Origin of the sequence: Streptomyces sp. NBC_00019 (assembly GCF_045041015.1) — a bacterium.
Lineage (GTDB): Bacteria > Actinomycetota > Actinomycetes > Streptomycetales > Streptomycetaceae > Streptomyces.
The window spans coordinates 2,490,444-2,515,608 of record NZ_CP108302.1 but is presented as its reverse complement, the minus strand read 5'-3'; the positions used below and the strand labels follow the sequence as shown (position 1 = coordinate 2,515,608).

25 protein-coding genes are annotated in these 25,165 nt (G+C 71.1%); 10 read left to right on the top strand and 15 right to left on the bottom strand.

What is annotated here, in order from left to right; translation table 11 throughout:
* Positions 1–49 precede the first annotated feature (49 nt).
* On the top strand, positions 50–676 hold the full coding sequence (locus tag OHU89_RS12075; protein ID WP_405642288.1) for a TetR/AcrR family transcriptional regulator: 627 nt from the start codon (positions 50–52) through the stop codon (positions 674–676).
* A gap of 4 nt (positions 677–680) precedes the next feature.
* Here OHU89_RS12075 and OHU89_RS12070 read toward each other — a convergent pair whose 3' ends face one another.
* The gene (locus tag OHU89_RS12070) at positions 681–1,142 is read right to left on the bottom strand and encodes a MaoC family dehydratase (protein ID WP_405642286.1); all 462 of its coding nucleotides are present in this window, start codon (positions 1,140–1,142) and stop codon (positions 681–683) included.
* A 91-nt stretch (positions 1,143–1,233) separates the two neighbouring features.
* Between OHU89_RS12070 and soxR the strand changes: the two genes are divergently transcribed.
* Positions 1,234–1,737, top strand: coding sequence for a redox-sensitive transcriptional activator SoxR (gene soxR, locus OHU89_RS12065; RefSeq protein ID WP_323185187.1), 504 nt, complete (start codon positions 1,234–1,236; stop codon positions 1,735–1,737).
* A gap of 354 nt (positions 1,738–2,091) precedes the next feature.
* Here soxR and OHU89_RS12060 read toward each other — a convergent pair whose 3' ends face one another.
* Positions 2,092–3,159, bottom strand: a complete 1,068-nt coding sequence (locus tag OHU89_RS12060; protein WP_405642284.1) for an RNA ligase (ATP) — start codon at positions 3,157–3,159, stop codon at positions 2,092–2,094.
* Positions 3,160–3,315: 156 nt separating this feature from the next.
* On the opposite strand from OHU89_RS12060, the gene OHU89_RS12055 reads away from it, so the two are divergent.
* Positions 3,316–4,050: a hypothetical protein gene (locus OHU89_RS12055; protein ID WP_405642282.1), complete on the top strand. Its 735-nt coding sequence runs from the start codon at positions 3,316–3,318 to the stop codon at positions 4,048–4,050.
* Here the strand turns inward: OHU89_RS12055 and OHU89_RS12050 are convergent.
* Entirely contained in the window at positions 3,996–4,724 is a 729-nt protein-coding gene (locus OHU89_RS12050) for a 3-keto-5-aminohexanoate cleavage protein (RefSeq protein ID WP_405642280.1), read from the bottom strand. The two genes, OHU89_RS12055 and OHU89_RS12050, sit on opposite strands and share 55 nt — an antisense overlap.
* A gap of 131 nt (positions 4,725–4,855) precedes the next feature.
* Positions 4,856–5,458: a hypothetical protein gene (locus tag OHU89_RS12045; RefSeq protein ID WP_266894563.1), complete on the bottom strand. Its 603-nt coding sequence runs from the start codon at positions 5,456–5,458 to the stop codon at positions 4,856–4,858.
* A 223-nt stretch (positions 5,459–5,681) separates the two neighbouring features.
* On the opposite strand from OHU89_RS12045, the gene OHU89_RS12040 reads away from it, so the two are divergent.
* Positions 5,682–8,465, top strand: a complete 2,784-nt coding sequence (locus OHU89_RS12040; protein WP_405642277.1) for a penicillin acylase family protein — start codon at positions 5,682–5,684, stop codon at positions 8,463–8,465.
* 18 nt (positions 8,466–8,483) lie between these two features.
* Here the strand turns inward: OHU89_RS12040 and OHU89_RS12035 are convergent, their stop codons facing one another.
* Both OHU89_RS12035 and OHU89_RS12030 read right to left on the bottom strand, forming a co-directional pair.
* Positions 8,484–9,800, bottom strand: a complete 1,317-nt coding sequence (locus OHU89_RS12035; RefSeq protein WP_405642275.1) for a serine-threonine protein kinase — start codon at positions 9,798–9,800, stop codon at positions 8,484–8,486.
* A gap of 96 nt (positions 9,801–9,896) precedes the next feature.
* Entirely contained in the window at positions 9,897–11,135 is a 1,239-nt protein-coding gene (locus tag OHU89_RS12030; protein WP_405642273.1) for an exo-beta-N-acetylmuramidase NamZ domain-containing protein, read from the bottom strand.
* A 112-nt stretch (positions 11,136–11,247) separates the two neighbouring features.
* On the opposite strand from OHU89_RS12030, the gene OHU89_RS12025 reads away from it, so the two are divergent.
* From OHU89_RS12025 to OHU89_RS12015, 3 genes are read left to right on the top strand one after another with little or no spacing between them, the layout of a single operon-like run.
* Complete coding sequence (locus OHU89_RS12025) at positions 11,248–12,021, top strand: SDR family oxidoreductase (RefSeq protein WP_266894570.1); 774 nt, start codon at positions 11,248–11,250, stop codon at positions 12,019–12,021.
* Positions 12,018–13,685: a class I adenylate-forming enzyme family protein gene (locus OHU89_RS12020; protein WP_405642272.1), complete on the top strand. Its 1,668-nt coding sequence runs from the start codon at positions 12,018–12,020 to the stop codon at positions 13,683–13,685. Before OHU89_RS12025 ends, OHU89_RS12020 begins: the two co-directional genes overlap by 4 nt.
* 26 nt (positions 13,686–13,711) lie before the next feature.
* Positions 13,712–14,305, top strand: coding sequence for a TetR/AcrR family transcriptional regulator (locus tag OHU89_RS12015; RefSeq protein WP_405642270.1), 594 nt, complete (start codon positions 13,712–13,714; stop codon positions 14,303–14,305).
* Between the two features lie 13 nt (positions 14,306–14,318).
* Here OHU89_RS12015 and OHU89_RS12010 read toward each other — a convergent pair whose 3' ends face one another.
* Together OHU89_RS12010 and OHU89_RS12005 are read right to left on the bottom strand one after the other, a co-directional pair.
* Positions 14,319–15,005 (bottom strand): response regulator, encoded by a 687-nt coding sequence (locus tag OHU89_RS12010; RefSeq protein ID WP_405642268.1) that lies wholly within the window; start codon positions 15,003–15,005, stop codon positions 14,319–14,321.
* The gene (locus OHU89_RS12005; RefSeq protein WP_405642266.1) at positions 15,005–16,999 is read right to left on the bottom strand and encodes a sensor histidine kinase; all 1,995 of its coding nucleotides are present in this window, start codon (positions 16,997–16,999) and stop codon (positions 15,005–15,007) included. The genes OHU89_RS12010 and OHU89_RS12005 overlap by 1 nt, the downstream gene beginning before the upstream one ends.
* Before the next feature lie 159 nt (positions 17,000–17,158).
* Between OHU89_RS12005 and OHU89_RS12000 the strand changes: the two genes are divergently transcribed.
* Entirely contained in the window at positions 17,159–17,746 is a 588-nt protein-coding gene (locus OHU89_RS12000; protein WP_266894576.1) for a hypothetical protein, read from the top strand.
* 58 nt (positions 17,747–17,804) lie between these two features.
* Here OHU89_RS12000 and OHU89_RS11995 read toward each other — a convergent pair whose 3' ends face one another.
* The 3 genes from OHU89_RS11995 to OHU89_RS11985 form a co-directional block, all read right to left on the bottom strand.
* A complete protein-coding gene (locus tag OHU89_RS11995) occupies positions 17,805–19,019 on the bottom strand; it encodes an acyl-CoA dehydrogenase (protein ID WP_405642265.1) in 1,215 nt (404 codons plus the stop codon).
* Positions 19,020–19,025: 6 nt separating this feature from the next.
* Positions 19,026–20,048, bottom strand: a complete 1,023-nt coding sequence (locus OHU89_RS11990; RefSeq protein ID WP_405642263.1) for a phosphotransferase family protein — start codon at positions 20,046–20,048, stop codon at positions 19,026–19,028.
* 201 nt (positions 20,049–20,249) lie between these two features.
* Complete coding sequence (locus OHU89_RS11985; RefSeq protein WP_405642261.1) at positions 20,250–20,546, bottom strand: hypothetical protein; 297 nt, start codon at positions 20,544–20,546, stop codon at positions 20,250–20,252.
* A gap of 112 nt (positions 20,547–20,658) precedes the next feature.
* On the opposite strand from OHU89_RS11985, the gene OHU89_RS11980 reads away from it, so the two are divergent.
* Positions 20,659–21,621, top strand: a complete 963-nt coding sequence (locus tag OHU89_RS11980; protein ID WP_405642259.1) for an NADP-dependent oxidoreductase — start codon at positions 20,659–20,661, stop codon at positions 21,619–21,621.
* Between the two features lie 6 nt (positions 21,622–21,627).
* Here OHU89_RS11980 and OHU89_RS11975 read toward each other — a convergent pair whose 3' ends face one another.
* The 4 genes from OHU89_RS11975 to OHU89_RS11960 are packed head-to-tail and all read right to left on the bottom strand — an operon-like array spanning position 21,628 to position 23,836.
* Positions 21,628–21,951: a DUF202 domain-containing protein gene (locus OHU89_RS11975; RefSeq protein ID WP_405642257.1), complete on the bottom strand. Its 324-nt coding sequence runs from the start codon at positions 21,949–21,951 to the stop codon at positions 21,628–21,630.
* Positions 21,948–22,340: a YidH family protein gene (locus tag OHU89_RS11970; RefSeq protein ID WP_405642256.1), complete on the bottom strand. Its 393-nt coding sequence runs from the start codon at positions 22,338–22,340 to the stop codon at positions 21,948–21,950. The genes OHU89_RS11975 and OHU89_RS11970 overlap by 4 nt, the downstream gene beginning before the upstream one ends.
* A 31-nt stretch (positions 22,341–22,371) precedes the next feature.
* On the bottom strand, positions 22,372–22,887 hold the full coding sequence (locus tag OHU89_RS11965) for an NUDIX hydrolase (RefSeq protein ID WP_405642254.1): 516 nt from the start codon (positions 22,885–22,887) through the stop codon (positions 22,372–22,374).
* A gap of 52 nt (positions 22,888–22,939) precedes the next feature.
* The gene (locus OHU89_RS11960) at positions 22,940–23,836 is read right to left on the bottom strand and encodes a DMT family transporter (RefSeq protein WP_405642252.1); all 897 of its coding nucleotides are present in this window, start codon (positions 23,834–23,836) and stop codon (positions 22,940–22,942) included.
* A gap of 355 nt (positions 23,837–24,191) precedes the next feature.
* On the opposite strand from OHU89_RS11960, the gene OHU89_RS11955 reads away from it, so the two are divergent.
* Positions 24,192–25,142 carry a hypothetical protein gene (locus tag OHU89_RS11955; RefSeq protein WP_405642250.1) on the top strand — a complete coding sequence of 317 codons (951 nt, stop codon included), beginning with the start codon at positions 24,192–24,194 and terminating at the stop codon, positions 25,140–25,142.
* Positions 25,143–25,165 lie beyond the last annotated feature (23 nt).

Below are 25,165 nucleotides of genomic sequence, written 5' to 3'. Positions count from 1 at the left end.
TCAGCTTCGGCGGTATGGTGGTGCCTCTGTCAGTGGAGAGGGGCAAGCGATGGGTACGGCGGAGGACACGGCCGGCGGCGAGACGCAGGCGTGGGGCGAGGTCACGCCCGACGCGGCACGGAGGCTGCTGGTCGCCGCGGTGGAGGCCTTCGCCGAGCGCGGGTACCACGCCACGACGACCCGGGACATCGCGGGCCGCGCGGGCATGAGCCCGGCAGCCCTCTACATCCACTACAAGACCAAGGAAGAGCTGCTCCACCGCATCAGCAGGATCGGCCACGCGAAGGCCCTGGAGATCCTCCGGAACGCGGCCCGCCGCGAGGGCAGCGCGACCGAACGCCTCGCGGACGCGGTCAGCTCCTTCGTTCGCTGGCACGCGGGCGGCCGCACCACGGCCCGGGTCGTCCAGTACGAGCTGGACTCCCTCGGCCCGGACGCCCGCGCCGAGATCCTCGCCCTGCGCCGCCAGTGCGACGCCGAGGTGCGCGGCATCATCGAGGACGGCGTGACCTCCGGCGAGTTCGACGTCCTGGACGTCAAGGGCACGACCCTCGCCGTCCTCTCCCTCTGCATCGATGTGGCCCGCTGGTTCACCGTCGACGGACCCATGACGCCCGACGAGGTCGGCGCGCTCTACGCCGACCTCGTACTGCGGATGGTGGGAGCGGCCAAGTGACCGCTCAGAGGTAGTAGCGCGACACCGACTCGGCGACACACACCGGCTTGTCGCCACCCTCACGCTCGACGCTGAAGGCGACGGTGACCTGGACGCCACCGGCCACGTCGTCGACCCCGGTGATCGTTGCGGTGGCCCGCAGTCGCGAGCCGACCGGCACGGGCGCGGGGAACCGCACCTTGTTGGTGCCGTAGTTGACCCCCATCTTCACGTTCTCGACCGTGATCAGCTGCGGCCCGAACAACGGCAGCAGCGACAGGGTCAGATACCCGTGCGCGATGGTGGTCCCGAACGGCCCGGAGGCGGCCTTCTCGGGGTCGACATGGATCCACTGATGATCGCCGGTGGCCTCGGCGAAGAGGTCGATCCGCTTCTGATCGACCTCCAGCCAGTCGGTGTACCCCAGCTGCTCACCCACCGCGGCCTTCAGCTCGTCGGCCCCTGCGAACACCCTCGGCTCTGCCATGTCCCGCCTCCTCGTCCCGAACTCTAAGCGACTGCTTAGCATGGTCGGCCGTAGGGCCCGTGTCAACGGAGGCATGGGTAGGCTTCGAGGGGTGCCCCAGATTCCCGAGAAGATCCACGAACTCACGGTCGGCCAGCTCGCCGCCCGCAGCGGCGCCGCCGTCTCCGCCCTGCACTTCTACGAGTCGAAGGGCTTGATCACCAGCCGCCGCACCACCGGCAACCAACGCCGCTACCACCGCGACGCCCTCCGCCGGGTCGCCTTCGTCCGAGCCGCCCAACGCGTGGGCATCCCCCTCGCCACGATCCGCGAGGCCCTGGCCGAACTCCCCGAGGAACGCACGCCCACCCGAGAGGACTGGGCCCGCCTCTCCGAGGCCTGGCGCTCCGAGCTGGACGAACGCATCAAGCAGCTCAACCGCCTCCGAGACCACCTCACCGACTGCATCGGCTGCGGTTGCCTCTCCCTGGACTCCTGCGTCCTGTCCAACCCGGACGACGCGTTCGGCCAACGCCAGTCGGGTTCGAGGCTGCTGGTCGAACGATCGAGGAAGGCGAGCAGGGCACAACAGGAGGACGCGGACAGCTGCCTCTGACGAACACAAGCCGGGACGCACCCGCACCGGCGCACTGTCCCCAGACGGGACGCACCCGCACCGGCGCACTGTCCCCGGGCGGGACGCACCCGCACCGGCGCACCGGCCCCCGGCGGGGCACCACCCACGCTCGCGCAACGGCGAGCAGGGGACGTACCGGGGGGTGTCCGCCCGCAGCGTCGGGCGACCGACCAACCTCACAGCCCCAGCACACAGCACCGCCCGACCGAGGACGGACACCCCCCGGTGCGGCACCGACCCCCAATGGCGAATAGTGCGCAACGCGAACCCCCACCGAACCGCGACGGGCCGCCGCAGGCATCCCCCCACCGCCGGAGGCCACCGGCAGCCGTTTCACTCGAACTCGGTGCCACCCTTACGCGTCAGATACGCAGGACTGACCGCCTTGGCGATCGCCCGCCCACCCGTCACCGGGCTGTACCGCTCGACAGCCGCCCGGATCACCACACCCTCACGCAGATGCAGCTCCCGCCCGGACACCGTCTCCCGCCCGCTCGCCAACGCCAGCACCCGCTCGACGTCGTACGGTCCCTCGAAGAGCCGCGGCACCAACGGCAGTTCCCCGGCCAGCAGTTCCGCCGCATCCAACCACCGCACCACGCCATCGATCTCGGCGGAGACATCGAAGACGGCGAACCCGAGCGTGTCCCGCCGACCGTCCGCGCCGTAGGTCAGGTCCTGAACACCCGCCCCGTACACCTCCCCGAAGACCCCGACCCGCCGCGCCCCGAGCCGGGCAGCGAGCCGCGAGGCGACCTCCGCCACACCGTGCCCGCGCACCGCACGCCAGTACAGATTCCGCGGATCCTCCTTCAGCGCCAGCGACTTGGCACCGAAGCCCTTAGAGGACACGTACACCCGCGACGAGTCCGCGACATACGTCACCAGGCACGCCGACCCGTGCAGCTTCTCGGTCAGGACGACCGGCTCACCCGCGGCGAACACATCCGGATACCGCTGGATGTTCTCGATGTCCACCCAGGGCACGAGGTCAGGCGCGGACTCGACGTCACCGGCCATCGTCGGCGGCACGGGCGGCACCCACTTGACGACGCCCAGCCGTTCCGCGAAGTCCGTGCCGTCGGCGGCGGCCCGCACAAGGTCCACGTCCACGAGCGCCTTCGGCCGGCACACGATGCCCTGCGACAGCTCACCGCGCAGCCGGATCGCCTTGACCCGGTCCGACGCGCTGCCCGCAAGCCGCCCGGTCAGCCCCAACTCCTCGATGAGCCCGCCCGGCAGCACGGCCTGCTCGGGGATGTACACGGCCACGTCACCGGTGCGATACGCACCCTTGGCGACGACGGCCCGATACAGCCCCACTTGGGCAAGCTCCAGCGCATCGGCGTTCGGATGCTCATGGACGGTCAGCACTTCGGCAGTGACGCGCAGCGTCGACATCTGGACCCCTCAACTCGAATCAACTCGACTCAGGTGCGTTTCATCACCTCCAACTGTCCTTACGGGAAAGGGGTGGAGCGACCGGATTAGCCCCTGGTAGCGTCGCGATCTTCGGCCGGCGGGACCGCCGCGCACGGAGTCCTGACGGGACGAACCATGTCCTCACCGACCCTCGACGCCGCCCTCGCGCGGATATCCACGGTCTTCCACGGCGCATCGAGCCCCGACGAGACCGGCTGCGGCTACTGCCATGCCCCCGAGGAGACCGCGTATCTGCGCACGCCGAACATCCCCGTCCCCCTGGATGTCGTGCAGTACTACCTCTTCGAGGTCTCCGACCACTTCGACGACCACGCCGCCGTCATGCGCCGCCTCCTGCCACAGGCGGCCCGCGCGATGGCCGACGGCACCCTGGGCGCGATCAACTACGGAGCCCACGGGCTGACCCGTGTGGACTGGCGTTCCTGGCCCCCGGAGCAGGCCGCCGCGATCGACGCCTTCCTGCACGACTGGTGGCAGGACGCCCTCACCGCACCCGACCCGCCCTACGGCGTCGACGACATCTTCGACACCTGCGTCACGATCGCCAGAACGGTGACCCCGTTCCTCGACGAGTGGCCCCGCACCCCGGTCGCCGACGCCCACCTCGCCCACTGTGCCGACGTCTGGCTCTACGACCTGCTGTCCGACGCCTCCCCGTTCACCTGGTGGTACGACGACAGCGAGGAGACCGGCCTCGCAGACCTGCGCACCTGGCTCGCCGGCCCCGGCGCCGCCCGCCTCCACGCCCAGGGCGAGCACGACCTCGCGACCCGTGCCGAACTCCTCGCCCTGCCCTACGACGACCGCTGGGCCCACCCGTACTGGACCAGCCCGGCAGCCACCAACTGAGCGTTGGAGGAGGCGGGTTCCCCGTCCGGCAGGACCAGCGTGTCCTCCAGCCCGATCCGCGTCGCGAGCCGCAGGCGCCCGGCCAGCCGCAGCACCGGCCACGCACCGCCGTCCTCACCGTGCAGCAGCACCGGGCGGCCGTGCGCGGCCCCCACCTCGGCCAACAGCGCACGCGCCGTGTCCTGGGCGGTCTCCGGCGACCCGTCGGTCACCTCGGCCAGCACCCGCAGCACCCGGGGCCCGAGCGCCGACACGGCGAACCGGGAGGCGCCGTCCGTCCCGGACCAGATGCCGGCCTCCACACCCACACCCCGCTCCATGAGCGCGGCCGCCAGCTCCTCCGCCCCCGGCTCATGCCAGTTGACGGAGGCGTGATCGGGAAGCACGGTCCAGTCCCGCACCCGCTCCAGCCGCCGCGCGGGATCGGGTTCCGTCCAGGCGCCCGTGGTCACCCCGACCGGCACCGACACCCGCGCCCGGATGGCGTCGAGGGTCGCCGCGAGCACCCGGGGCGACAAGGTGTCGTCACCACACGGAGACTTGGGATGAACGTGAATGTCCGTGGCCCCGGCCGCGACAGCCGCAGCCGCCGACTCGGCCAGCGCCTTCGGTGACAGCGGCACAACCGCTCCGTCGGCGGCCCCTCGGGGCCCGTTGAGACACACCTGAACCATGTCTCGATGGTGCCAGTCGCAAGGCACCGGACACCGGCGGGGATCCACCGCCCGCATCAGGGCCGTACCGCGGCGAACCGCTCAAAGAGGGGGTGCGGCATCCCCGGCGCACCCCCGGTCGCTCCACTCGCTCAGGCGGACACCAGCAGCCGTCCACGCCGGGACGCCGCCAGGGCCTCGGACGTCAGCACCGGACGCGGCACCACGACCCCGCAGTCCGTGCACACCGGGCCCGAGGAGGGTTCGTGGGCCAGGTCGTACATCCAGGTCAGCCGCTCTCCGCTGCACACCGGGCACACCGAGCCCGGTTTGCGCTCCAACGCGGAGATCAGCCTGCGCAGCACCTCGGCCAGCGGTTCACGGGGGTGGAGCCGCGGGTCGTCGCACCACGCGACGCCGAAACCGCCCCAGGTCAGCCGGTGCCAGTCGTCGACACTGCCCGGCCTGCGCAGCCCGTCGTGCTTCTCCTTCTTGCGCCGCTCGGCGAACTCGACCTCGTAGGCCAGCCAGACCGAACGCGCCTCTTCCAGTTCGTCCAACGCGGCCACGAGCCGCGCCGGGTCGGGGGACCGGTCCTCAGGACCGAAACCGGCCCGGGAGCACAGATGGTCCCAGGTCGCCCTGTGCCCGTAGGGGGCAAAACGCTCCAGGCACTTACGCAACGAGTAGCGTCGCAGCGCCAGATCGCATCGCGGATCTCGCACCTGTCTCGCCAGACTCCGGAAACCGGCCATCGCCCTGCACCTCCGTCACACCTGCACCTGTACTTCGGTCACTTCGGCGTCGTCGCTTCGGACGTCGCCGAATAGACGTATCGACACGCGATTCGGCTCCATCCGATTTCCGATGCCTCCCATCAGCCTCCGGACCGGCTACCAAAACTTGACGCATGTTCATCTTCGAACCCGGGGATACCGGCGGTAACGTCTGACTCAACTCCCGTCGGTAGGAGCCGCCATGCTTCGGCGCACCTCGCGCACCACACTCGACAGACTGAGAACTCCCGGCAGGGTCACCGGGTTCCTGAAGACCGCTTCCGTATGCGCCCTGATTGCGGGTCTTTTGTCCCCGCTTGGTCAAGCGGCCGCGGCCGCCGAAGCGACGGCCGCCAACGACTACTGCGGCAGTCAGTGCTCCGACATCCTGCCGCCCGGCCAGAACGGCAACGCCACCCTCTCCCAGATCCTCCTCAACCAGGCCTTCGGCACCCAGCCCGAGCACGCCGAGGACCAGCTCGGCCCCTACGCCAACCTGGCCAAGGGCTACCCGTCGCTGACCAACGCCACGATCAACAACTTCTTCAACGACGCCTCCTTCGGCGTCCCGTCCGATCAAGTCGCCTCCACTCTCAGTCCCGGTGGCCGCAGCGACGTGACGATCGTCCGCGACAAGAAGACGGGTGTGCCGCACATCACCGGTACCACCAGATACGGCACTGAGTACGGAGCGGGCTATGCGGCGGCTCAGGACCGGCTGTGGCTCATGGATGTCTTCCGTCACGTCGGCCGCGGCCAGCTGACCACCTTCGCGGGCGGAGACCCCTCCAACCAGGGCCTCGAGCAGCAGTTCTGGCGCAACGCCCCCTACACCGAGGCCGATCTGCAGGCCCAGATAGACAACGCGGTCGCCAATGCCGGGGCCCGCGGCCAGCAGGCCCTCGCCGACGTCAACGCCTACGTCGCCGGCATCAACGCCTACATCGACGCCTCCGACAGCGGCCGCTACTTCCCGGGCGAGTACGTCCTGACCGGCCACAAGGACTCCGTCACCAACGCCGGCACCATCGAGCACTTCAAGACCACCGACCTGGTCGCGCTGGCCTCGGTGATCGGCGCGCTGTTCGGTTCCGGCGGCGGCGGCGAGGTCAACAACGCGCTCTCACTGCTCGCCGCACAGCAGCAGTACGGCGTCACGGAGGGCACCAAGGTCTGGGAGTCCTTCCGCGAGCGCAACGACCCCGAGGCCGTCGTCACCGTCCACGACAAGAGCTTCCCGTACGCCACCAAGCCCGCCGACCCGCAGGGCGGGGCGCTGCCGGACGCCGGCTCGGTGACCACCGAGCCCCTGGTCCACGACCCCACCGGCACCGGTGCGGGGCAGAGCGCCACCGCGGCCTCCACGGCGGCGACCGCGACCGCTCTCAGCTCGGCCAAGCGCGGCATGTCCAACGCCCTCGTCGTCAGCGGCAAGCACACCGCCAGCGGCCACCCGGTCGCCGTGTTCGGCCCGCAGACCGGCTACTTCGCACCCCAGCTGCTCATGCTCCAGGAGATCCAGGGCCCGGGCCTCAGCGCCCGCGGTGCCTCCTTCGCGGGCCTGAGCATGTACGTCGAACTCGGTCGCGGCCAGGACTACGCGTGGAGCGCCACGACCTCCGGCCAGGACATCATCGACACCTACGCCGTCGAGCTGTGCCAGGACGACTACCACTACCTGTACCACGGCACCTGTACGGCGATGGAGAAGATCGAGCGGAAGAACTCCTGGGCCCCGACCACCGCCGACGACACCGCCGCGGGCTCGTACACGATGCGGGTCTGGCGCACGAAATACGGGCCCGTCGAGTACCGGGCGACGGTCGGCGGCAAGAAGGTCGCCTACACCACCCTGCGCTCGTCGTTCATGCGCGAGGCCGACTCGATCATCGGCTTCCAGATGCTGAACGACCCGGACTACGTGAAGAGCCCGGAGACCTTCCAGAGCGCGGTGCAGCACATCAACTACACCTTCAACTGGTTCTACGCCGACTCCTCGCACACCGCGTACTACAACAGCGGCGACAACCCGGTGCGCGCCACCGGCGTCGACGCCGACTTCCCGGTGTGGGCGCGGTCGGCGTACGAGTGGCAGGGCTGGAACCCGACGACGAACGCGGCGACCTACACGCCCGCCTCGGCCCACCCCAACTCCATCGACCAGGACTACTACATCTCCTGGAACAACAAACAGGCCGCCGACTATTCGACCGCGCCCTGGGGCGACGGGTCCGTGCACCGCGGCAACCTGCTCGAGGACCGGGTGAAGAAGCTGGTCACCGCGGGTGGCGTGACCCGGGCCGCGCTGGTGAAGGCGATGGCCGACGCGGCCCTGGCCGACCTACGCGCGGAGGACGTGCTGCCGGACCTGCTGAAGGTGATCAACAGCAGTACGGTCACCGACTCCACGGCCGCGGCCGCGGTGAGCAAGCTCCAGACCTGGCTCACGGCTGGCGGAAAGCGCACGGAGACGTCGGCGGGTTCCAAGGCGTACGCCAACGCCGACGCGATCCGCATCCTCGACGCGTGGTGGCCGCTGCTGGTGAAGGCCGAGTTCGAACCCGGACTCGGCACCGGCCTGTACACGGCCATGACCGCCAACCTGCCTGTCGACGAGGCCCCGTCCGCCGCGCACGGCCCGACCGGCGCGCACGCGGGCAGCTCCTTCCAGTACGGCTGGTGGTCCTACGTCGACAAGGACATCCGCGCGGTGCTCGGTGAGACGGTGCAGGGTCCGCTGGCGCAGAAGTACTGCGGCGGCGGCAGCCTGAGCGCCTGCCGGGACATCCTGATCAGCACCCTGAAGACCGCGGCCGGCAAGACCGCGGCCCAGGTCTACCCCGGCGACGACCTGTGCGCGGCGGGCAACCAGTGGTGCGCCGACTCGATCGTCCAGCGCACCCTGGGCGGCATCAAGCACTACAACATCGGCTGGCAGAACCGGCCGACCTACCAGCAGGTCGTGGAGTTCACCTCACACAGGTGACCTGACAGCGGCGGCGGGTCAGTGAACGCGGCCCGCCGCCAGCACCACCCGCGCCAGCTCCCGGTGCACGATGTCGCTGTGCGCCCCGGCCGGCGCCCCGCCACGCCTGACCACCTCGGCCGCGTCGATGTTGACGCACCCCGAGGTGGGCAGCGTCGCCCGCAGCGCGTCGGCGAGCTTCCACGCACGCGTGCCCGGCACCGCCTGCACCCCGTCGAAGCCCATCGCACCCCACTTGGCGCCCAGCATCCGCCCGACGTCCGCCCCGGCGACCCCCTGCGCGTCCCCGGCCATCCGTGAGGCCAGCGGATACATCGTGCTCAGCGCGGAGTCGTGGCGGGAGAAACAGCACACCAGCGGACCGTCGATCCGGTTCTGCTGACCCTGCAGCACGCCACCCGCGCGCGTGTCGTGCGGCAGCCGGGACGCGAACGCGTAGTGGGAGAAGGCCCCTTGGAGCAGCGTCACGGACTTCACCGTGCGCACCCCCTCGGGCAGCCCGCGCAGCGCGAACGACACCAGACGCCCGCCGAAGCTGTGGCCGACCAGATGGATCCGCACCTCGGGCGCCTTGGCGGCGAGCTGCCCGATCACCCGCCCGAGACCGCGCTCGCCGACCGTTCCCGCGCGCCGCTTCATGGCGTAGTACGTCGCCTGCCGCAGCAGTTCGTGGGCGCCGTCCCAGGGATTGGGGATCGTGAACCCCGCCGTCCCGTCCGTCGATTCGAGGTGCGCCAGCGCCTGCGCGAAGTCCTCGCAGACCGCTGTCACGGGCCCGGAGAACATGTCCGGCTCGCTCTGCGGCACCCCCTCCGCCAGGGTGTCCGCCCCGAACAGCGCCTGCGGCCCCGGCGGCACCAGCTCGACCAGCATCCGCACCAGCCGGCCGAACTCCTCCAACTCGGCCTCCTCACGCGGCTGCTGGTCCAGCAGCCGCGTGATCTGCTCGACGATGGTCGCCCGGCCGGGGAACGTCTCCAGGAGCGCGTGCCGGGTGTCCTTGTCGAGCACCGGACGCCGGGCGGACTCGGCCGCCACGGATCGCGGGAAGTCCGGGATCGGCTCGTCGGAGAACCGCATCGACGGCCACACCACACCCACGAACCCGAGGCGGGCGTTCGGGGCGAGCGCCGGGATCGGCTCGAAGAAGCGGCTGTAGAGCCGGGTCGCGCCGGAGCGGTCGCTGTTCCAGCCGTGCGCGAAGACGATCAGATCCCGGACCTTGCGCTCCGCCACACCGGCGATGAGCCGCTCCCGCCGCCTACCGTCCGGATCGCCGTCCGCGTCGAAGGTCAGCTCCCAGTACGGACTCACACTCATCGCCGGATCCGCCATGACAGGCCCCCTTGTCCCCCGAAGTGGTGCGATGCGGTCGCATCGTCCTACTAGGGGGTGAAGTTGGCCATACTCAACGGCTCAACCATCGGGGGATCATCTGTACAGGAGGTACTCCCTGCGGGTCGCCCGGAACGCCGCCAGCTCCTCCCGCCAGCCCGCCACGACCTCGTCGGGACCGGCCCCCGCGTCGATCGCGGTACGCACCTGGGTGGAGCCCGTCAGCTTGTCGATCCAGTTGTCGGACCGCCAGGCGAAGCCGCTCCACACCCGTTTCGCGGTCACCAGCAGGGCGATTCCGGTGCGCACGGGGTCGTAGGCCGCCCGGTCGTGCACATGGATCTGCACGCCACCGATGGTCTTGCCCTGGAACTTGGAGAACGTCGGAGCGAAGTACGCCTCCCTGAAGTGCACGCCAGGCAGCGCGAGTTCGCCCACGGCCGCGGCCCAGCGTCCGTCGACGCCCTCCGCGCCGAGCAGTTCGAAGGGCCGGGTGGTGCCGCGTCCCTCCGACAGGTTGGTGCCCTCGAAGAGACACGTCCCCGAGTACACCAACGCGGTGTCCGGGGTGGGCATGTTGGGGCTCGGCGGCACCCAGGGCAGCCCGGACGTGTCGTAGAACTCGGACCGCTTCCACCCGGTCATGAGTACGGTCTCCAGGGCCACCGGCGCGGTGAGGAACTCCCCGTTGAACAGCCGCGCCAGTTCCGCGACGGTCATGCCGTGCGCCTGGGAGATGGGCTGTCGCCCCACGAAGGTGGCGAACTCCTTGTGCAGGACGGGGCCTTGGGCCGCGCGTCCGGTGACCGGGTTCGGCCGGTCCAGCACCACGAACCGCTTGCCCGCCAGCTGGGCGGCCTCCATGCAGTCGTACAGCGTCCAGATGTACGTGTAGAAGCGCGCGCCCACGTCCTGGATGTCGAAGACGACGGTGTCGACGCCGGAGGCGGTGAAGATGTCGGCCAGCGGCCGGCCGCTCTTGAGGTACGTGTCGTAGACGGGCAGTCCGGTCGCCGGGTCGTCGTAGCGGCCCTCGGATCCTCCTGCCTGGGCGGTGCCCCGGAAGCCGTGCTCGGGGCCGAACACGGCGATCAGGTTCACACGGTCGTCGGCGTGCATGACGTCGACGATGTGGCGGGCGTCCCGGGTGATGCCGGTGGGATTGGTGACGATGCCGACGCGGCGGCCTGCGAGAAGTGCGTAGCCGTCGGCCGCCAGCCGCTCGAAGCCGGTACGGAGTGGGCGATGCCGCTCGGCCGCGGAGGCGGGCGGTGCGCTGGAGAATGCCGTTGCTGCCGTTGTCGCTGCGAGGAGAGCTCGTCTGGATAGGCGCATGGGGGGCACGGTATTGCTCCCGCAGGCTGTGGGGAACGACCTCACCCCTTCCTTGATACATACCGACTGGTTAGTCTGGTCATCTCCGCAGAGCCGAAGTCGAAGGAGACCGATGGTGGAAGCCGTGCAAGGTGCTGGTGTCGTCGTCACGGGGGCCGGAGGGGGCATCGGGGCCGCCCTTGCCCGGCGGTTCGCCGCCGAGGGGGCCCGCGTCGTCGTCAATGACCTGGACGGCGACCGTGCCAAGGCCGTCGCCGAGGAGATCGGCGGTATCGCCGTACCCGGCGATGCCTCCGCAGTCGTCGGCGAAGCCCGGGACGCCCTCGGCGGCACCGTCGACGTCTACTGCGCCAACGCCGGCGTCGCCTTCGGCGGCCCCGACGTGGACGACCTCGCGGACGCAAGGGCCTGGGACCTGTCCTGGGACGTCAACGTCATGGCACACGTGCGTGCCGCTCACGAACTGCTCCCCGCCTGGCTGGAGCGGGGCAGCGGACGGTTCGTGTCCACCGTGTCCGCCGCCGGGCTGCTCACCATGATCGGCGCGGCGCCCTACAGCGTCACCAAGCACGGGGCGTACGCCTTCGCCGAGTACCTGTCGCTGACCTACCGCCACCGGGGGATCAAGGTCCACGCCATCTGTCCGCAGGGCGTGCGCACGGACATGCTCTCGGCCACCGGCAGCGCGGGCGACTTGGTGCTCAAGCCGACGGCCGTGGAGCCCGAGGACGTCGCGGAGGCGCTCTTCAAGGGCATCGCCGAGGACCGCTTCCTGATCCTGCCGCACCCCGAGGTCGCCGAGTACTACCAGGCCCGGGCCGCCGATCCCGACCGCTGGCTGGGCAACATGAACCACCTCCAGCAGAAGTGGGAGGAGGCCCGGTGACCGAGTCCCTGTACGCCGCCAAGCCCTGGATCGCCCTGCTCAACGAGGCCCAGCGCGCTCCCATAGCGCCCGACGACTCCCTCGTGCACACCCTGCGCAGGGTCGTCGCCGAGGCCCCGGACCGCGCATTCCTCGCCTACTTCGACGGCCGCCTCACCTACCGCGAGATCGACGAGCTCAGCGACTCGGTCGCCGGGCACCTCGCCGCGCGCGGCCTGGAGCGCGGCGACCGGGTGGCGATCCTGCTGCAGAACTCCCCGCACTTCGTCATCGCCCTGTTGGGGGCGTGGAAGGCGGGCGCGACCGTCGTGCCCGTCAACCCCATGTACAAGTCGGGGGAGGTCACCCATGTCCTGCGGGACGGCGAGGTGGCCGCGCTGATCTGCTCCGACCGGGCCTGGGAGTCGTATCTGCGCGAGACGGCGGCGGACTCGCCGGTGCGGATCGTGCTGACCGGCTGCGAGCTGGACTTCCAAACCCGCGACGACGCGCGCGTGCTGGCCTTCGAGCGGCTGCCGCAGGCCGCCGACGCCGACGACCTGGCCGCCGTGGCCCGCGCGGGCCGAAAGGCGCCCGAGGGCCGTGACCCGGACCCGTCCGACATCGCGCTCATCAGCTACACCTCGGGCACCAGCGGCGCCCCCAAGGGCGCCACCAACACGCACGGCAACATCATGTGCAACGCCGAGCGGCAGCGCACGGGCCTGGCCCTTCCGGACGCGCCCGTGTACTACGCGCTGGCGCCGCTGTTCCACATCACCGGGATGGTGTGCCAGCTCGGTGCCTGCCTCAACAGCGCGGGCACGCTGGTGCTGACGTACCGCTTCGAGGCGGGTGTCGTGCTGGAGGCGTTCGCCGAGCACCGGCCGCACTACACGGTCGGCCCGTCGACGGCCTTCATGGCGCTCGCCGCCCACCCGGACGTCACCCGCGAGCACTTCTCCTCCTTCGTCAACATCTCCTCCGGCGGCGCCCCGCTGCCGCCCGCCCTGGTGGAGAAGTTCCGGGCGGGCTTCGGGCCGTACATCCGCAACGGCTACGGGCTCACCGAGTGCACCGCGCCCTGCGCCTCCGTACCGCCCCAGCTGGAGGCGCCCGTCGATCCGGTGTCCGGGACGCTGGCCGTGGGCCTGCCGGGGCCCCAGACGGTCGTACGGATCGTCGACGACCGGGGCGCCGAGGTGCCCTTCGGCGAGCAGGGCGAGATCCTCGTGCGCGGCCCGCAGGTCGTGCCCGGTTACTGGCGGCGCCCCGAGGCCACCGCCGAGACCTTCCCGGACGGCGAGCTGCGCACCGGCGACATCGGCTTCATGGACGAGCAGGGCTGGCTCTATGTCGTCGACCGCAAGAAGGACATGATCAACGCGTCCGGCTTCAAGGTGTGGCCGCGCGAGGTCGAGGACGTGCTGTACACCCACCCGGCGGTACGCGAGGCCGCCGTCGTGGGGGTGCCCGACGGGTATCGCGGGGAGACCGTCAAGGCGTACATCAGCCTGCGTCCGGGCGCCGACACGGACCCGGATGAACTCGCGGTGTACTGCAAGGAGAGACTGGCCGCCTACAAATACCCGAGGCAGGTGGAGATCCTGCCGGACCTGCCGAAGACGGCGAGTGGGAAGATCCTCCGGCGGGAACTGCGTTCCCGCAGGCAGAACGAGCAGTAGCGAACGGAAAAGCAGGAGGCGGCACAGTGCCCAGGACGACCGACGGAGACGGTACGCCCGTCCCGCAGCGGCTGCTGGCCGCCGCCACCCGGCTCTTCGCCGAACGGGGCTACGACCGCACCTCCGTGCAGGAGATCGTCGAGGCGGCCGGCGTCACCAAGGGGGCGCTGTACCACTACTTCGGCTCGAAGGACGACCTCCTGCACGAGGTGTACGCGCGCGTGCTGCGCGTCCAGCAGGAGCGCCTCGACGCCTTCGCGAGCTCCGACGAGTCGATCGAGAAGCGGCTGCGCGGTGCCGCCGCGGACGTCGTCGTCACGACGATCGAGAACCTCGACGACGCGATGATCTTCTTCCGCTCCATGCACCATCTGAGCCCGGAGAAGAACAAGCAGGTGCGCGCCGAGCGCCGGCGCTACCACGAGCAGTTCCGCGCGCTCGTCGAGGAAGGCCAGGAGGCGGGCGTCTTCTCGAAGGCGACCCCGGCCGACCTGGTGGTGGACTACCACTTCGGTTCGGTCCACCACCTGTCGACCTGGTACCGCCCCGACGGCCCGATGAGCTCGCAGGAGGTCGCCGACCACCTGGCCGACCTGCTGTTGAGAGCCCTGCGCCCCTGACGCCGGTCTAGGCCTACTGAGCGGGGCCCAGCCCGGCCTCCCGGGCCCAGGCCGCCGCCTCGGCGCGATCGGCGACACCCAGCTTCGCCAGGACCGCCGACATGTGGTTGCTGACCGTCTTGGGGGAGAGCCCGAGCCGGGTGGCCACCACCCCGTTGGGCTGTCCGTCGGCGATCAGTGTCAGCACGTCCCGCTCCCGCGGGGTGAGCGTCGGACACGGATCGGGCTGCGGCAGCGGCCGCCCGAGCTGCCCCAGGACCCGCCGGGCCACCCCGGGCCCGAAGATCGCCTCACCGGCGGCCACGGCCCGGATGGCCCGCACGATCTCGTCCTGCCCGGCGCCCTTGAGCACATAGCCCCGGGCGCCGGCCCGCATCGCCGCGAACACCGTGTCGTCCTCCTCGACCATGGTGAGCATCAGGACGGCCACCGCCGGGGCGACCCGGCCGATCTCCCGGGTCGCCTCGATGCCGTTCTGGTCGGGCATCCGGATGTCCATCACCACCACGTGCGGGTGCAATGTCACCGCGGCCCGTACGGCCTCCCGCCCGCCGGCCGCCACTCCGACGACCCGGACCGGCGGACTCCCGTCCCGTACCGACTCCAGCAGCGCGGCGAGACCGGTACGGACCACCGGGTGATCGTCGGCCAGCACGACCCGCAGCGCGTCGGTGCCGGTCCCCTCCACTGGCTCCGCCATCACACCCTCCCTCCCAGCGGCAACGTCGCCGTCACCCGTCCCCGGTCGGCCACACATCGCCCGCCGAGCTCCGCCGCGCGCTCCTGCATCGACGTGATGCCCACCCCCGGCCGCCACTCCGTCTCCCCGTTCGCCGGTGTGCCGTCGTCGCACACCTCCAGACACAGGCCGTCGCCGATCTCGATCCGCAGGTCCACCCGCGAGGCCCGGGCGTGCCGCGCCGCGTTGGTGAGTGCCTCGACCGCGATCCGGTACGCGGCCACCTCCACGGCGGCGGGCAGCGGCGGCAGGCGCTCCGGAGCCCGGATCCGGATCTGGAGCGGGGTGCCGTCGGCCCGCCAGGACAGCCGGGCGGCGCGCTCCCGCAGGGCGCCGAGCAGCCCCAGCTGGTCCAGGTCCGGCGGCCGCAGCCCGTCCACCAGCCGGCGGATCTCGCCCACCGCGCCCCCGATCTCGGCCCGCAGTTCCGCCAGCAGAGCGGCCGCCCGTTCCTGGTCGAACGCCAGCAGATTGCGCACCGCGTCCGCCTGGAAGGCCGCTCCGGCGAGGGTCGGGCCGAGCCCGTCGTGCAGATCCCGGCGGATGCGTCGGCGCTCCTCCTCCCGTGCGGCGACGATCCGCTCCCGTGAGTGCTGCAGCTGCCGGGTGAGGTCGGTGGTGTGCAGCGCGGCCGCCAGCGGTACGGCCAGCAGCTCCAGGACGGCCAGATCGGCCGGCGCCGGCTGCTGTTCGCCGGGGCGCAGGCCGACGACCAGCTCGCCGACGGTGCGGCCGTCGTAGTCCAGCCACACGGTGTGCACGGGCCCGGCCGGGGTGCCCCAACTCCCGTTCACGTCACCCGTCTTCGACTCCAGGCACACATACGGCAGCCGCAGCGCCTCGCCCACCGCCTCCGGCACCGCGCCCACTCCGGTACCGGCGAGCCGCTCGCCGATGCGGGAGACGGCGCGCACCGGGTCGTGCCGGTCGCCGTACAGGGTCCGGTCGACCATGCGCTGGAGCAGGCGGCGGGCGGGTTCGAAGGCGACGGCAAGGGTGACCGTGACCAGCGCGGGGCCGAGGAGTTCGGGGAGTGGGTCGAGCAGGGACTGGACGAAGGCGACGAGGCCGACGTAGGCGCAGACCACACCGATCGTGAGCGCGCCGTACAGCAGGCTCCGCGAGACGACGAGACGGATGTCGAGCAGCTCGTGGCGCACCACGGCGATCATGATGGCGACCGGCAGGAACAGGGTGCAGCACGAGGCGTAGACCGCGGGGAAGCCGAAGAGCTGCAGCAGCACGCTCAGCGCCAGGGGAGTCATCCCGGCGATCAGCCACAGCAGCCGACGTCGGTCCTGTTCCCCGCCGTGCCGGTAGCGCAGGGACATGACGGCGAACACGCCGGTCAGGACGAGGAAGGCCTTGACGGTCTCGACGTGTCCGAGCAGGGGCAGCCAGCCGTCCGGCACCGGCGGGTACGACGGCTGTGCCGCCGTGTTCCGGAACAGCCCCATGTCCTGCCGCGCCCAGATGGCGAAGTCGAAGGGCGAGGAGAGCAGTTGGAGGACCAGTGCCCAGCGCCAGCGGCGGTCGGGCAGCCGTCCGTCGGGGAACAGGAAGAACACGAAGACGAACGCCCAGGAGCTCCCGATGATCCAGGTGTGCCGCCCGATCGTGGTGAGCGCGTGCAGCACCTCGGGGGGCCAGCCCAGCCGCAGCCCCTCGACACCGAGACCGATCGACAGCCCCGTGAACGCGTGGCCCAGGCCGTATCCGATGAGCAGCCAGCCGATGGGGTTGCGCGGGCGGTGCAGCGCGATCACCGCGCCGCAGACGGGATAGGCGATGCCGACCGCCAGGTCGACGACCATGTCGTACCGGAGCACGTCGGACGGGGAGACCCCCGCCACCGCCAATGCGGTGGCGCCCACGGCGACCTGGGCCAGCGACATCCCCAGCAGGGCGTAGACCATCATCGTGCGCCGCCGGGTTTGCCCGTGCCGGTCCTTCATGCACCCCATCGTCCCGGCTTGACCGCCCGGGTGTCATGGGAACCGTTCCCGGTCCACCCGGGAGAACTTCCGGGCGGCGCCCGGCGGATGCCTCTCAACTCCCGGCCGCCCGGGGCGCGATGCTCGTGGAGCCAGACCGCAATCCACGGGGGAGAACCAATGACCAAGCTGTCACTGAACCGGCGCCTCACCGGCGTTGTCCTGGGCTCGCTGCTCGCACTGGGCGGCACGGCGGCCGTACCGGCCGCGGCGCAGACCGATGCGGCGCCGTCGCAGGCGCAGGCCGCGTGTTCCATCTCGGTGACCGAGCCGCACATCTACAAGCGCTGGGACGCCCTGGGCGGAGCCACCGGCTGGCTGGGCTGTCCGACCACCCGTACCAAGGACGTGTACCTGAACAACGTCTACGCCGGAAAGCGCCAGTACTTCGACTACGGCACCGTCACCTGGTCACCCCGACAGGGACGGAACATGGTCGTGGCCGCGTGGCAGGACGGCGGCTACGCCTACTTCAACTGGGGCACGACGAGCCCGTACTCCTACGACACCTTCCTGGTCCGCTGGACCAGCGCCGCCGACCCGAACGGCACCCAGCGTGAGGTGGGCGGCGGGACGTCCGGCCGGGTGCGGGTGCAACAGCGGACCACCGGTGCCTACACCTTCCGTGTCGAGGGTTGCGACGTGGGCCTGTTCGGCCACTCCTGCCGCCAGGGCTGGACGCTGAGCGCGACCACACAGCCCAGCTGACCATCACCTCGGGGGAGCGGGGCCGGCGGGGCGTGCACACCCCGCCGGTCCTCGCGCTTCACAGGTACTTCTTCAGCTCCCGCCGCGCCAGCGACCGCTGGTGCACCTCGTCGGGGCCGTCGGCGATCATCAGCGTCCGGGCGCCGGCGTACAGCTCGGCCAGCGGGAAGTCCTGGCTGACGCCACCCGCGCCGTGCAGCTGGATCGCCCGGTCGATGATGTCGACCACCGCACGCGGAGTGGCGATCTTGATGGACTGGATCTCCGTGTGGGCGCCCCGGTTGCCGACGGTGTCCATCAGCCAGGCCGTCTTCAGCACGAGGAGCCGCAGCTGCTCGACGGTCACGCGCGCGTCGGCGATCCAGTTGTGCACCACGCCCTGCTGGGCCAGTGCCTTGCCGAAGGCCGTACGGTCCACCGCCCGGCGGCACATCAGCTCGATCGCCCGCTCCGCCATGCCGATCAGCCGCATGCAGTGGTGGATCCGGCCCGGACCGAGGCGGGCCTGGGCGATGGCGAAGCCGCCGCCCTCCTCGCCGATCAGGTTCGACACCGGCACGCGCGCGTGGTCGAAGACCACCTCGGCGTGGCCGCCGTGGGAGTGGTCCTCGTAACCGAAGACCTGCATCGCCCTCTTGATCGTGACGCCCGGGGTGTCACGGGGGACCAGGATCATCGACTGCTGGCGGCGGATGTCCTCGCCGTCCGGGTCCGTCTTGCCCATCACGATGAAGATCTTGCAGTCCGGGTTCATCGCCCCGGAGATGTACCACTTGCGGCCCGTGACGACGTACTCGTCGCCATCCCGCTCGATGTACGTGGTGATGTTGGTGGCGTCCGAGGAGGCCACCTCCGGCTCGGTCATCGCGAACGCCGAGCGGATCTCACCGGCAAGGAGCGGCTCCAGCCACTGCTTCTTCTGCTGCTCGTCCCCGAACTGGGTGAGCACCTCCATGTTGCCGGTGTCCGGCGCCGCGCAGTTCAGCGCGGTCGGCGCGAGCTGCGGGGAGCGGCCGGTGATCTCGGCGAGGGGCGCGTACTGCAGGTTGGTCAGCCCGGCACCGTACTCGGAGTCGGGCAGGAAGAGGTTCCACAGGCCCTGCCTGCGCGCCTCGGCCTTCAACTCCTCCACGACGGCCGGGGTGTCCCACGGCGAGGCCAGCTGCGCGCGCTGCTCCTCGGCGACGGCCTCGGCGGGGTAGACGTGCTCGTCCATGAAGGCGAGCAGCTTGGCGCGCAGTTCCTCGGTGCGTGCGTCGAACGCGAAGTCCATGGCGGATCAGCCTTCCTGAAGGGTGGTCAGGCCGTGCGAGATGAAGACGGGGACGAGGTCGCCGATGCGGTCGAAGCCGTGGCCGACCGTCTGGCCCAGGGTGTAGCGGTAGTGGATGCCCTCGAGGATCACGGCGAGCTTGAACCAGGCGAACGCCGTGTACCAGGAGACCTTGGAGACATCGCGCCCCGACCGGGCCGCGTACCGCTCGATCAACTCGGCCGGATCCGGGTGCCCGGGGGCCGCGGCGGTGGTGGAGACGGGGGAGTCGGGCATCGCGAGCGGCATGCTGTACATGACCAGCAGACCGAGGTCGGTGAGCGGGTCACCGAGGGTCGACATCTCCCAGTCGAGGATCGCCTTGATGCTGTCGTCGTCACCGATCAGTACGTTGTCGAGCCGGTAGTCGCCGTGGATCACGGTCGCCTCGGGGGACGTCGGCAGCTGCCGGCCGAGCGCCGCGTGCAGCTCGTCGATGCCGGCCAGCTCACGGTTGCGGGAGGCGTCCAGCTGCTTGCCCCACCGGCGCAGCTGACGGTCCAGGAAGCCCTCGGGGCGCCCGAAGTCCGCGAGACCCACCTCGGCAGGGTCCACCGCGTGCAGTTCGACGAGGGTGTCCACCAGGGACAGCACCGCGCCCCGGGTGCGCTCCGGGCCGAGCGGGAGAAGCTGGTCGGCGGTGCGGTACGGAGTGCCCTCGACGAACTCCATGACGTAGAACGGCGACCCGAGCACCTCCTCGTCCTCGCACAGCAGCACGGGCCGCGGCACCGGGACGTTCGTCGGATGCAGGGCGCTGATCACCCGGTGCTCGCGCTTCATGTCGTGCGCGGTGGCCAGGACATGGCCGAGCGGAGGCCGTCGTACGACCCACTTCGACGTGCCGTCGGAGAGCGCGTAGGTGAGGTTCGACCGTCCGCCCTCGATCAGCCGGCCGGTCAGGGGGCCGTGGACCAGTCCGGGCCGCTCGCGGTCGAGCAGGCCGCGCAGCCGGTCGAGGTCGAGTCCGGGCGGATGGTCGGGGCTCATGCATCGCTCCTACGGCAGACGAACGGTTCCCGACTCATGATGCCGACCGGTCGGTATGTCGTCCAGTGTGTAGTGCGAACGTGATCTGAGCCACCCTAGGACGCCACCCTAGGCCGACAGCTCCCCGCGCGGTGCGTCGGGGAGCTGTCGGGGATGCTTCTCGGTCAGGCGATGCCAGGTCGCGGCCGGGTCAGTGCCGGGTCAGTGGTCGTCCCAGTGGCCGTCGTGGCGGGCGTGCCGGTGACCGTCGTGCAGATAGTCGACGTGGTCACCGTGCAGCACGCTCTCGTGGCCGCAGGCGTCCCCGTGCGTGTGCTCGTGACCGTCGTGGGTGACGTGCCCGCCCGGCTCGCACTCGTCCCAGTGGCCGCCGTGCTCGCGGTGCAGATGCCCGCCGTGCGCGTAGTCGACGTGGTCCCCGTGCGGCACCTCGGTGTGCCCGCAGTCGGGGCCGTGGGCGTGTGTGTGGGAGGCGTGTTCCTGGTGGAGGGTGGTCATGCTGCTCACCTTCGGAGATGTTGCCGATGCCGTCGGAAAGGCTGCCACGCGAACGCCGCATATCCGGGCATCCCGCTTGCGTGGCGTCCGAGTACCCCTGAGGGTCGGTGCCATGAAAGGCATCAGCTACTCACGCTACGGCGGACCCGAGGTCCTCGCATACGGGGACGTGCGCGACCCCAAGGTCGGGGTCGACGCGGTGCTGGTCAAGGTCCGGGCGGCGGCGGTCAACCCGGTCGACTGGCACGCCCGCGAGGGGCACCTCGACCCGATCCTCGACCCCGTCTTCCCGGTGGTCCCCGGCTGGGACGTCTCCGGGGTCGTGGTCGGACTCGGAGTGTCCGTCACGGAGTTCGCCGTCGGCGACGAGGTCATCGGATACGTCCGTGAGGACTTCCTCTCCCGGGGCACCTTCGCCGAGTACGTGGCCGCCCCCGTGCGCACCCTCGCCCGCAAGCCCCGCAACCTCTCCTTCGAGGAGGCGGCCGGCCTGCCGCTGGTGGGGCTCACCGCCTACCAGGTGCTGGTGAAGGCGCTCCAGGTCAAGCGCGGCGAGACGGTCCTGGTGCACGCGGCGGCGGGGGGTGTGGGCTCCATCGCCGTACAGCTGGCCCGCCACTTCGGTGCCCGGGTCATCGGCACGGCGAGCCAGGCCAACCACGACTTCGTCCGCGGTCTCGGCGGCGAGCCCGTCGAGTACGGCGAGGGCCTGGCCGAACGGGTGCGCGGGCTGGCCCCCGAGGGCGTGGACGCGGCGTTCGACACGATCGGCGGCGAGACCCTGACGGTCTCGGCGAACCTGCTGGCACCCGAGGGCCGCCTGGTGTCCATCGCGGACGGGGAGGTCGTCGGCTACGGCGGCCGCTACTACTGGGTGCGCCCGGATGCCGAGGACCTCCAGCGCCTGTCCGAACTCGCGGATCAGGGCGTGGTGTCGGTGCATGTGTCGCAGACGTTCCCGCTGGAGCGGGCGGCGGAGGCGCAGCGGCTGAATCAGGAGGGGCGGACCCGGGGGAAGATCGTCGTGACGGTCGACTGGGAGGCCGAGGGGGAGGGTGAGGGCGAGGCGGGCTAGCGGGAGCTAGAACACCAGGGCGGCCCCGCACGCGGCCATCGCCACGGTGCACAGGACCGCCGCCATGGCGTGGCGCGGGGCGATCGCGGAGGGGGTCTCGGCGGTGGCGAGGGCACGGATACGGCGGTGCGCGAGCAGCAGGAAGCCCAGCCAGAGGACGCAGACCAGCGCGCAGGCGACGACCCCGGAGGCGGACGGGCCGCCGTGCAGAGCGGTCTTGACGGCGAGTACGGCGGTGACGGTGCCGGAGAGGGTCGTACGACGCCAGGCGAGCCGGGTGCGCTCGGGCTGGAGTCCGGGGTCCCGTTCCTCGGTGACCGTCGTGCTCACCCCTCCCACCCGACGAGCACGACGAAGACCATCGCGACGGCGACGACCGCCACGACGACGCTCAGCACCGCCGGGAACCGTGACACGGGCAGATCCTCACCCCGTCGCATCGCCCGCTCGCACCGCATCCAGTGATTGACCGCGCGCAACGAGCACAGCACCCCGGCCCCGAGCAGCGCGAGCGCCAGCCCGACCCGCCATCCCCAGCGCAGATCCGGCAGGAACTGGTCCACCGCGAACCCGCCGCCGATGAGCGCGAGAGCGGTCCGCAGCCAAGCCAGAAAGGTGCGCTCATTGGCGAGCGAGAACCGGTAGTCGGGCGTCCTGCCGTCCTCCCGAATCGCCTCGGGCGCGAACCAGAGCCGGACGGTCCGTGCAAAATCGATCACGCTCCGGACCCTACCGGGCGTCCGGCCCGGATCATCCGCCCGCCCGGTGGGCCCGCAGTCGCTCGTACGCGTCCAGGCCGTCCGGTACCCACTCCCACTCCGACAGCCGCCGCTCCACCTCCTCCTCCGGCAGGAAGTCGTGCCACGCGACCTCCTCGGCCTGAGGATTCACCGGCAGATCGCAGCGGACCTCGTACACCGCCGACCACCAGGTCTGCCCGGCGCCGTCGTCGTACAGGAACTTGAAGAGGAACTCGGGGGACGGGAGGCCGGAGACGCCCAGCTCCTCCTCCGCCTCCCTCAGCGCCGCGTCGTCGTAGGTCTCGCCCGCGCCGACCACTCCGCCGACCCACATGTCGTACAGGGAGGGGAAGACCAGCTTGGTCGGGGTGCGGCGGTGCACGAAGAGACGGCCGGTGGCGTCCCGGACCTGGATGAAGGCGCAGCGGTGACGCAGACCCTGGGCGTACGCCGCGCCGCGGGGGGACTGCCCGATGACCTGGTCGTTCTCGTCGACGATGTCGAGGATCTCGTCAGCAGAGCTCATGGGGCCATCCAAGCAGGGTGTTCCCACCCCGCCGACCCGCACCCCAGGAAGATCAGTTCGGCTGAAGGTCCCGCGCCCGCACCGGTCGCTGCGCCGCTCCGCACGGCATCGCCGGATGCAGCCCCAGCAGCACGATCCCGACCACGACCGCCGCGAGCCCCGCCGCCTCCCACGCGAGCGCCCCCGTGTCGGTGCGCAGCCGGTCGCCCAGGAAGCCCACGCCGCAGATGATCCCGGCGAGGGGCTGGGCGGCGGTGAGGGCGGGGAGCGACATCCGCAGGGAGGCCGTCTCGAAGGCGCTCTGGACCAGCACCAGGCCGGTCACGCCGAGGGCCAGCACCGCGTACGGCTGCCAGCCGGTGAGGACGTGCACGAGGCCGCCCTCGGAGAACCGCTCGCCGCTCACCCGCGTCAGCGCGTCCTGCACGCCGTACAGCAGTCCGGCGGCCACCGCGAGCAGCGCCGGTCCCGCGACCAGCCGGGACCGCTTCGCGTACGTCGTCAGCAGCAGCGCCAGACCGATCATCGCGCCGATGATCAGCCAGTGCCGGAACGGATCCGTGACCGCCGTACCGCCGCGCGGTTCGCCCGCCACGATGAACGCCGTCACGCCGCCGGCGAGGAGCAGCAGGCCCGCCCAGCCCTGGCGGCCCAGTGACTGCTTGGTCTGGTGGCGGGAGAGAGCCATCGCGAACAGCAGGTTCGTCGCCAGCAGCGGCTCCACCAGGGAGATCTCACCCTGGCCCAGCGCGATGGCGCCGAGGACCATGCCGGCCACCATGAGCGCGATACCGCCGAGCCAGCGAGGCACCTTGACCAGGTCCAGGAGGAGGCGGGGCGAGAGGAAGTCGTTCAGGGGTGCCCGCTGAGCCGCGCTCTGCTGGAGGACGAAACCGAAGCCCAGGCAGCAGGCGGCGCTCACGGCGAGAACCAGAACAAGAACCGACACGCTGCGTACCTCGATCACTGGCCGGGCTGCGGGGCGGGTTAGGGGCCGACTTTAGCGCCCTTGGGCCCGGCTTGCTCCCCGCGGTACCCGGAACCGGGCAGTTGACTCGGTCACCCCGTACGACCTTCCCGCCATGGTGCGGGGGCGGGGCCCATGGCGCCATGGCGTACGCCACACATGTGCCCGGCGACCTGCCGTTCATGATCACAACTGCCCCTCCAGCCACGACAGTTGAACCGTGTAACACCCGTCCCAGCCTTGACGAGAAGCATTGGCTGCGGGTTTGCTGTCCGTGACCATCTGCCCACGCAACGAACTACGACGTCGAGCAACGTCGCGTGAGGAAGTCTCCGCGGTGTCTCCACCCCCACCACCACTGGGCCGCAGCCGAAGACGCGCGGCCCAGGCCTTCGACGCCGCCCTCGACGACGCCGAACTCGTCTCCGCCCGCTCCGCGTTGGCCCAGGGCCGCTGGCAGGCCGCCCGCTCCCTGATCGCCCAGTCCGGGGACGAGTGGGATCTGCGCGGTCACCGGGTGACCGTCCTCGCCCTGGAGCCGTACAGCGCCGCCTGGACCCGCGACTGGCTGCTCGCCGAGCCCGAGTCCGCCGACGCCTCCGTCCTGCTCGCCCTCGCCCAGGTCCAGCGCGCCCTGCGCGGCAAGGAGAAGCCGGACCGCGCCCGCGAGGCCTGCCGGACCGCCGCCGAGCGTGCCCCCGCCGACCCCACCCCCTGGCTGGGCCTGCTCATGCTGGAGCAGGGCACGGCCGGTGCCGGGAGCGCCGTCCGGATCTTCGAGGAGGTCCGCCGCCGCTACGCCGACCACCACCACGCCCACCATCTGATGGTCGCCCGGCTCGCCGAGCACCGCGCCGACGCCGGCCCGGACCCGCTGCACGAGGTCTACGACTTCGCCAACTGGGCCGCCGAACAGGCCCCCGCCGACTCCCCGCTCGCGATCCTCCCGGTCATCGCCCACGCCGAGCGCTACCGCGTCCTCGCCACCGGCGGCCACGAGCCCCCCGACCCGGCCGCCTCCGGCCACTGGGTCGGCCGCCGGGCCCGCCAGGTGATGAAGGCCGCCTTCGACTGGTGGCTGGAGTGGGAGCACGAGGGCCACCCCCGCCGCCTCGTCGACCTCAACTTCCTCGCCCACGCCAAGGTCTGCGAGGGCCGGGGCGCCGAGGCCGCCGCCCTGTTCCACCGCATCGGCGAACACCCCACCCCGGCCCCCTGGGCGTACCCCGACCGCGACCCCACCTCAGCCTTCCGTGCCGCACGCGACAGCGCGCTCGGCACGGTGTGACGCCCTCCCCTCCCCGAAAAGGA

Coding starts and splice junctions, on each gene's coding strand:
- OHU89_RS11985 (WP_405642261.1), bottom strand. CDS start 20,546: ATGACCACCCTCCACCAGGAACACGCCTCCCACACACACGCCCACGGC.
- OHU89_RS12050 (WP_405642280.1), bottom strand. CDS start 4,724: ATGGTTCAGGTGTGTCTCAACGGGCCCCGAGGGGCCGCCGACGGAGCG.
- OHU89_RS12045 (WP_266894563.1), bottom strand. CDS start 5,458: ATGGCCGGTTTCCGGAGTCTGGCGAGACAGGTGCGAGATCCGCGATGC.
- OHU89_RS12070 (WP_405642286.1), bottom strand. CDS start 1,142: ATGGCAGAGCCGAGGGTGTTCGCAGGGGCCGACGAGCTGAAGGCCGCG.
- OHU89_RS12000 (WP_266894576.1), top strand. CDS start 17,159: ATGACCAAGCTGTCACTGAACCGGCGCCTCACCGGCGTTGTCCTGGGC.
- OHU89_RS12060 (WP_405642284.1), bottom strand. CDS start 3,159: ATGTCGACGCTGCGCGTCACTGCCGAAGTGCTGACCGTCCATGAGCAT.
- OHU89_RS11990 (WP_405642263.1), bottom strand. CDS start 20,048: ATGAGCCCCGACCATCCGCCCGGACTCGACCTCGACCGGCTGCGCGGC.
- OHU89_RS12055 (WP_405642282.1), top strand. CDS start 3,316: ATGTCCTCACCGACCCTCGACGCCGCCCTCGCGCGGATATCCACGGTC.
- OHU89_RS12005 (WP_405642266.1), bottom strand. CDS start 16,999: ATGAAGGACCGGCACGGGCAAACCCGGCGGCGCACGATGATGGTCTAC.
- OHU89_RS12075 (WP_405642288.1), top strand. CDS start 50: ATGGGTACGGCGGAGGACACGGCCGGCGGCGAGACGCAGGCGTGGGGC.
- OHU89_RS11965 (WP_405642254.1), bottom strand. CDS start 22,887: ATGAGCTCTGCTGACGAGATCCTCGACATCGTCGACGAGAACGACCAG.
- OHU89_RS12030 (WP_405642273.1), bottom strand. CDS start 11,135: ATGCGCCTATCCAGACGAGCTCTCCTCGCAGCGACAACGGCAGCAACG.
- OHU89_RS11980 (WP_405642259.1), top strand. CDS start 20,659: ATGAAAGGCATCAGCTACTCACGCTACGGCGGACCCGAGGTCCTCGCA.
- OHU89_RS11995 (WP_405642265.1), bottom strand. CDS start 19,019: ATGGACTTCGCGTTCGACGCACGCACCGAGGAACTGCGCGCCAAGCTG.
- OHU89_RS12010 (WP_405642268.1), bottom strand. CDS start 15,005: ATGGCGGAGCCAGTGGAGGGGACCGGCACCGACGCGCTGCGGGTCGTG.
- OHU89_RS12040 (WP_405642277.1), top strand. CDS start 5,682: ATGCTTCGGCGCACCTCGCGCACCACACTCGACAGACTGAGAACTCCC.
- OHU89_RS12035 (WP_405642275.1), bottom strand. CDS start 9,800: ATGGCGGATCCGGCGATGAGTGTGAGTCCGTACTGGGAGCTGACCTTC.
- OHU89_RS12025 (WP_266894570.1), top strand. CDS start 11,248: ATGGTGGAAGCCGTGCAAGGTGCTGGTGTCGTCGTCACGGGGGCCGGA.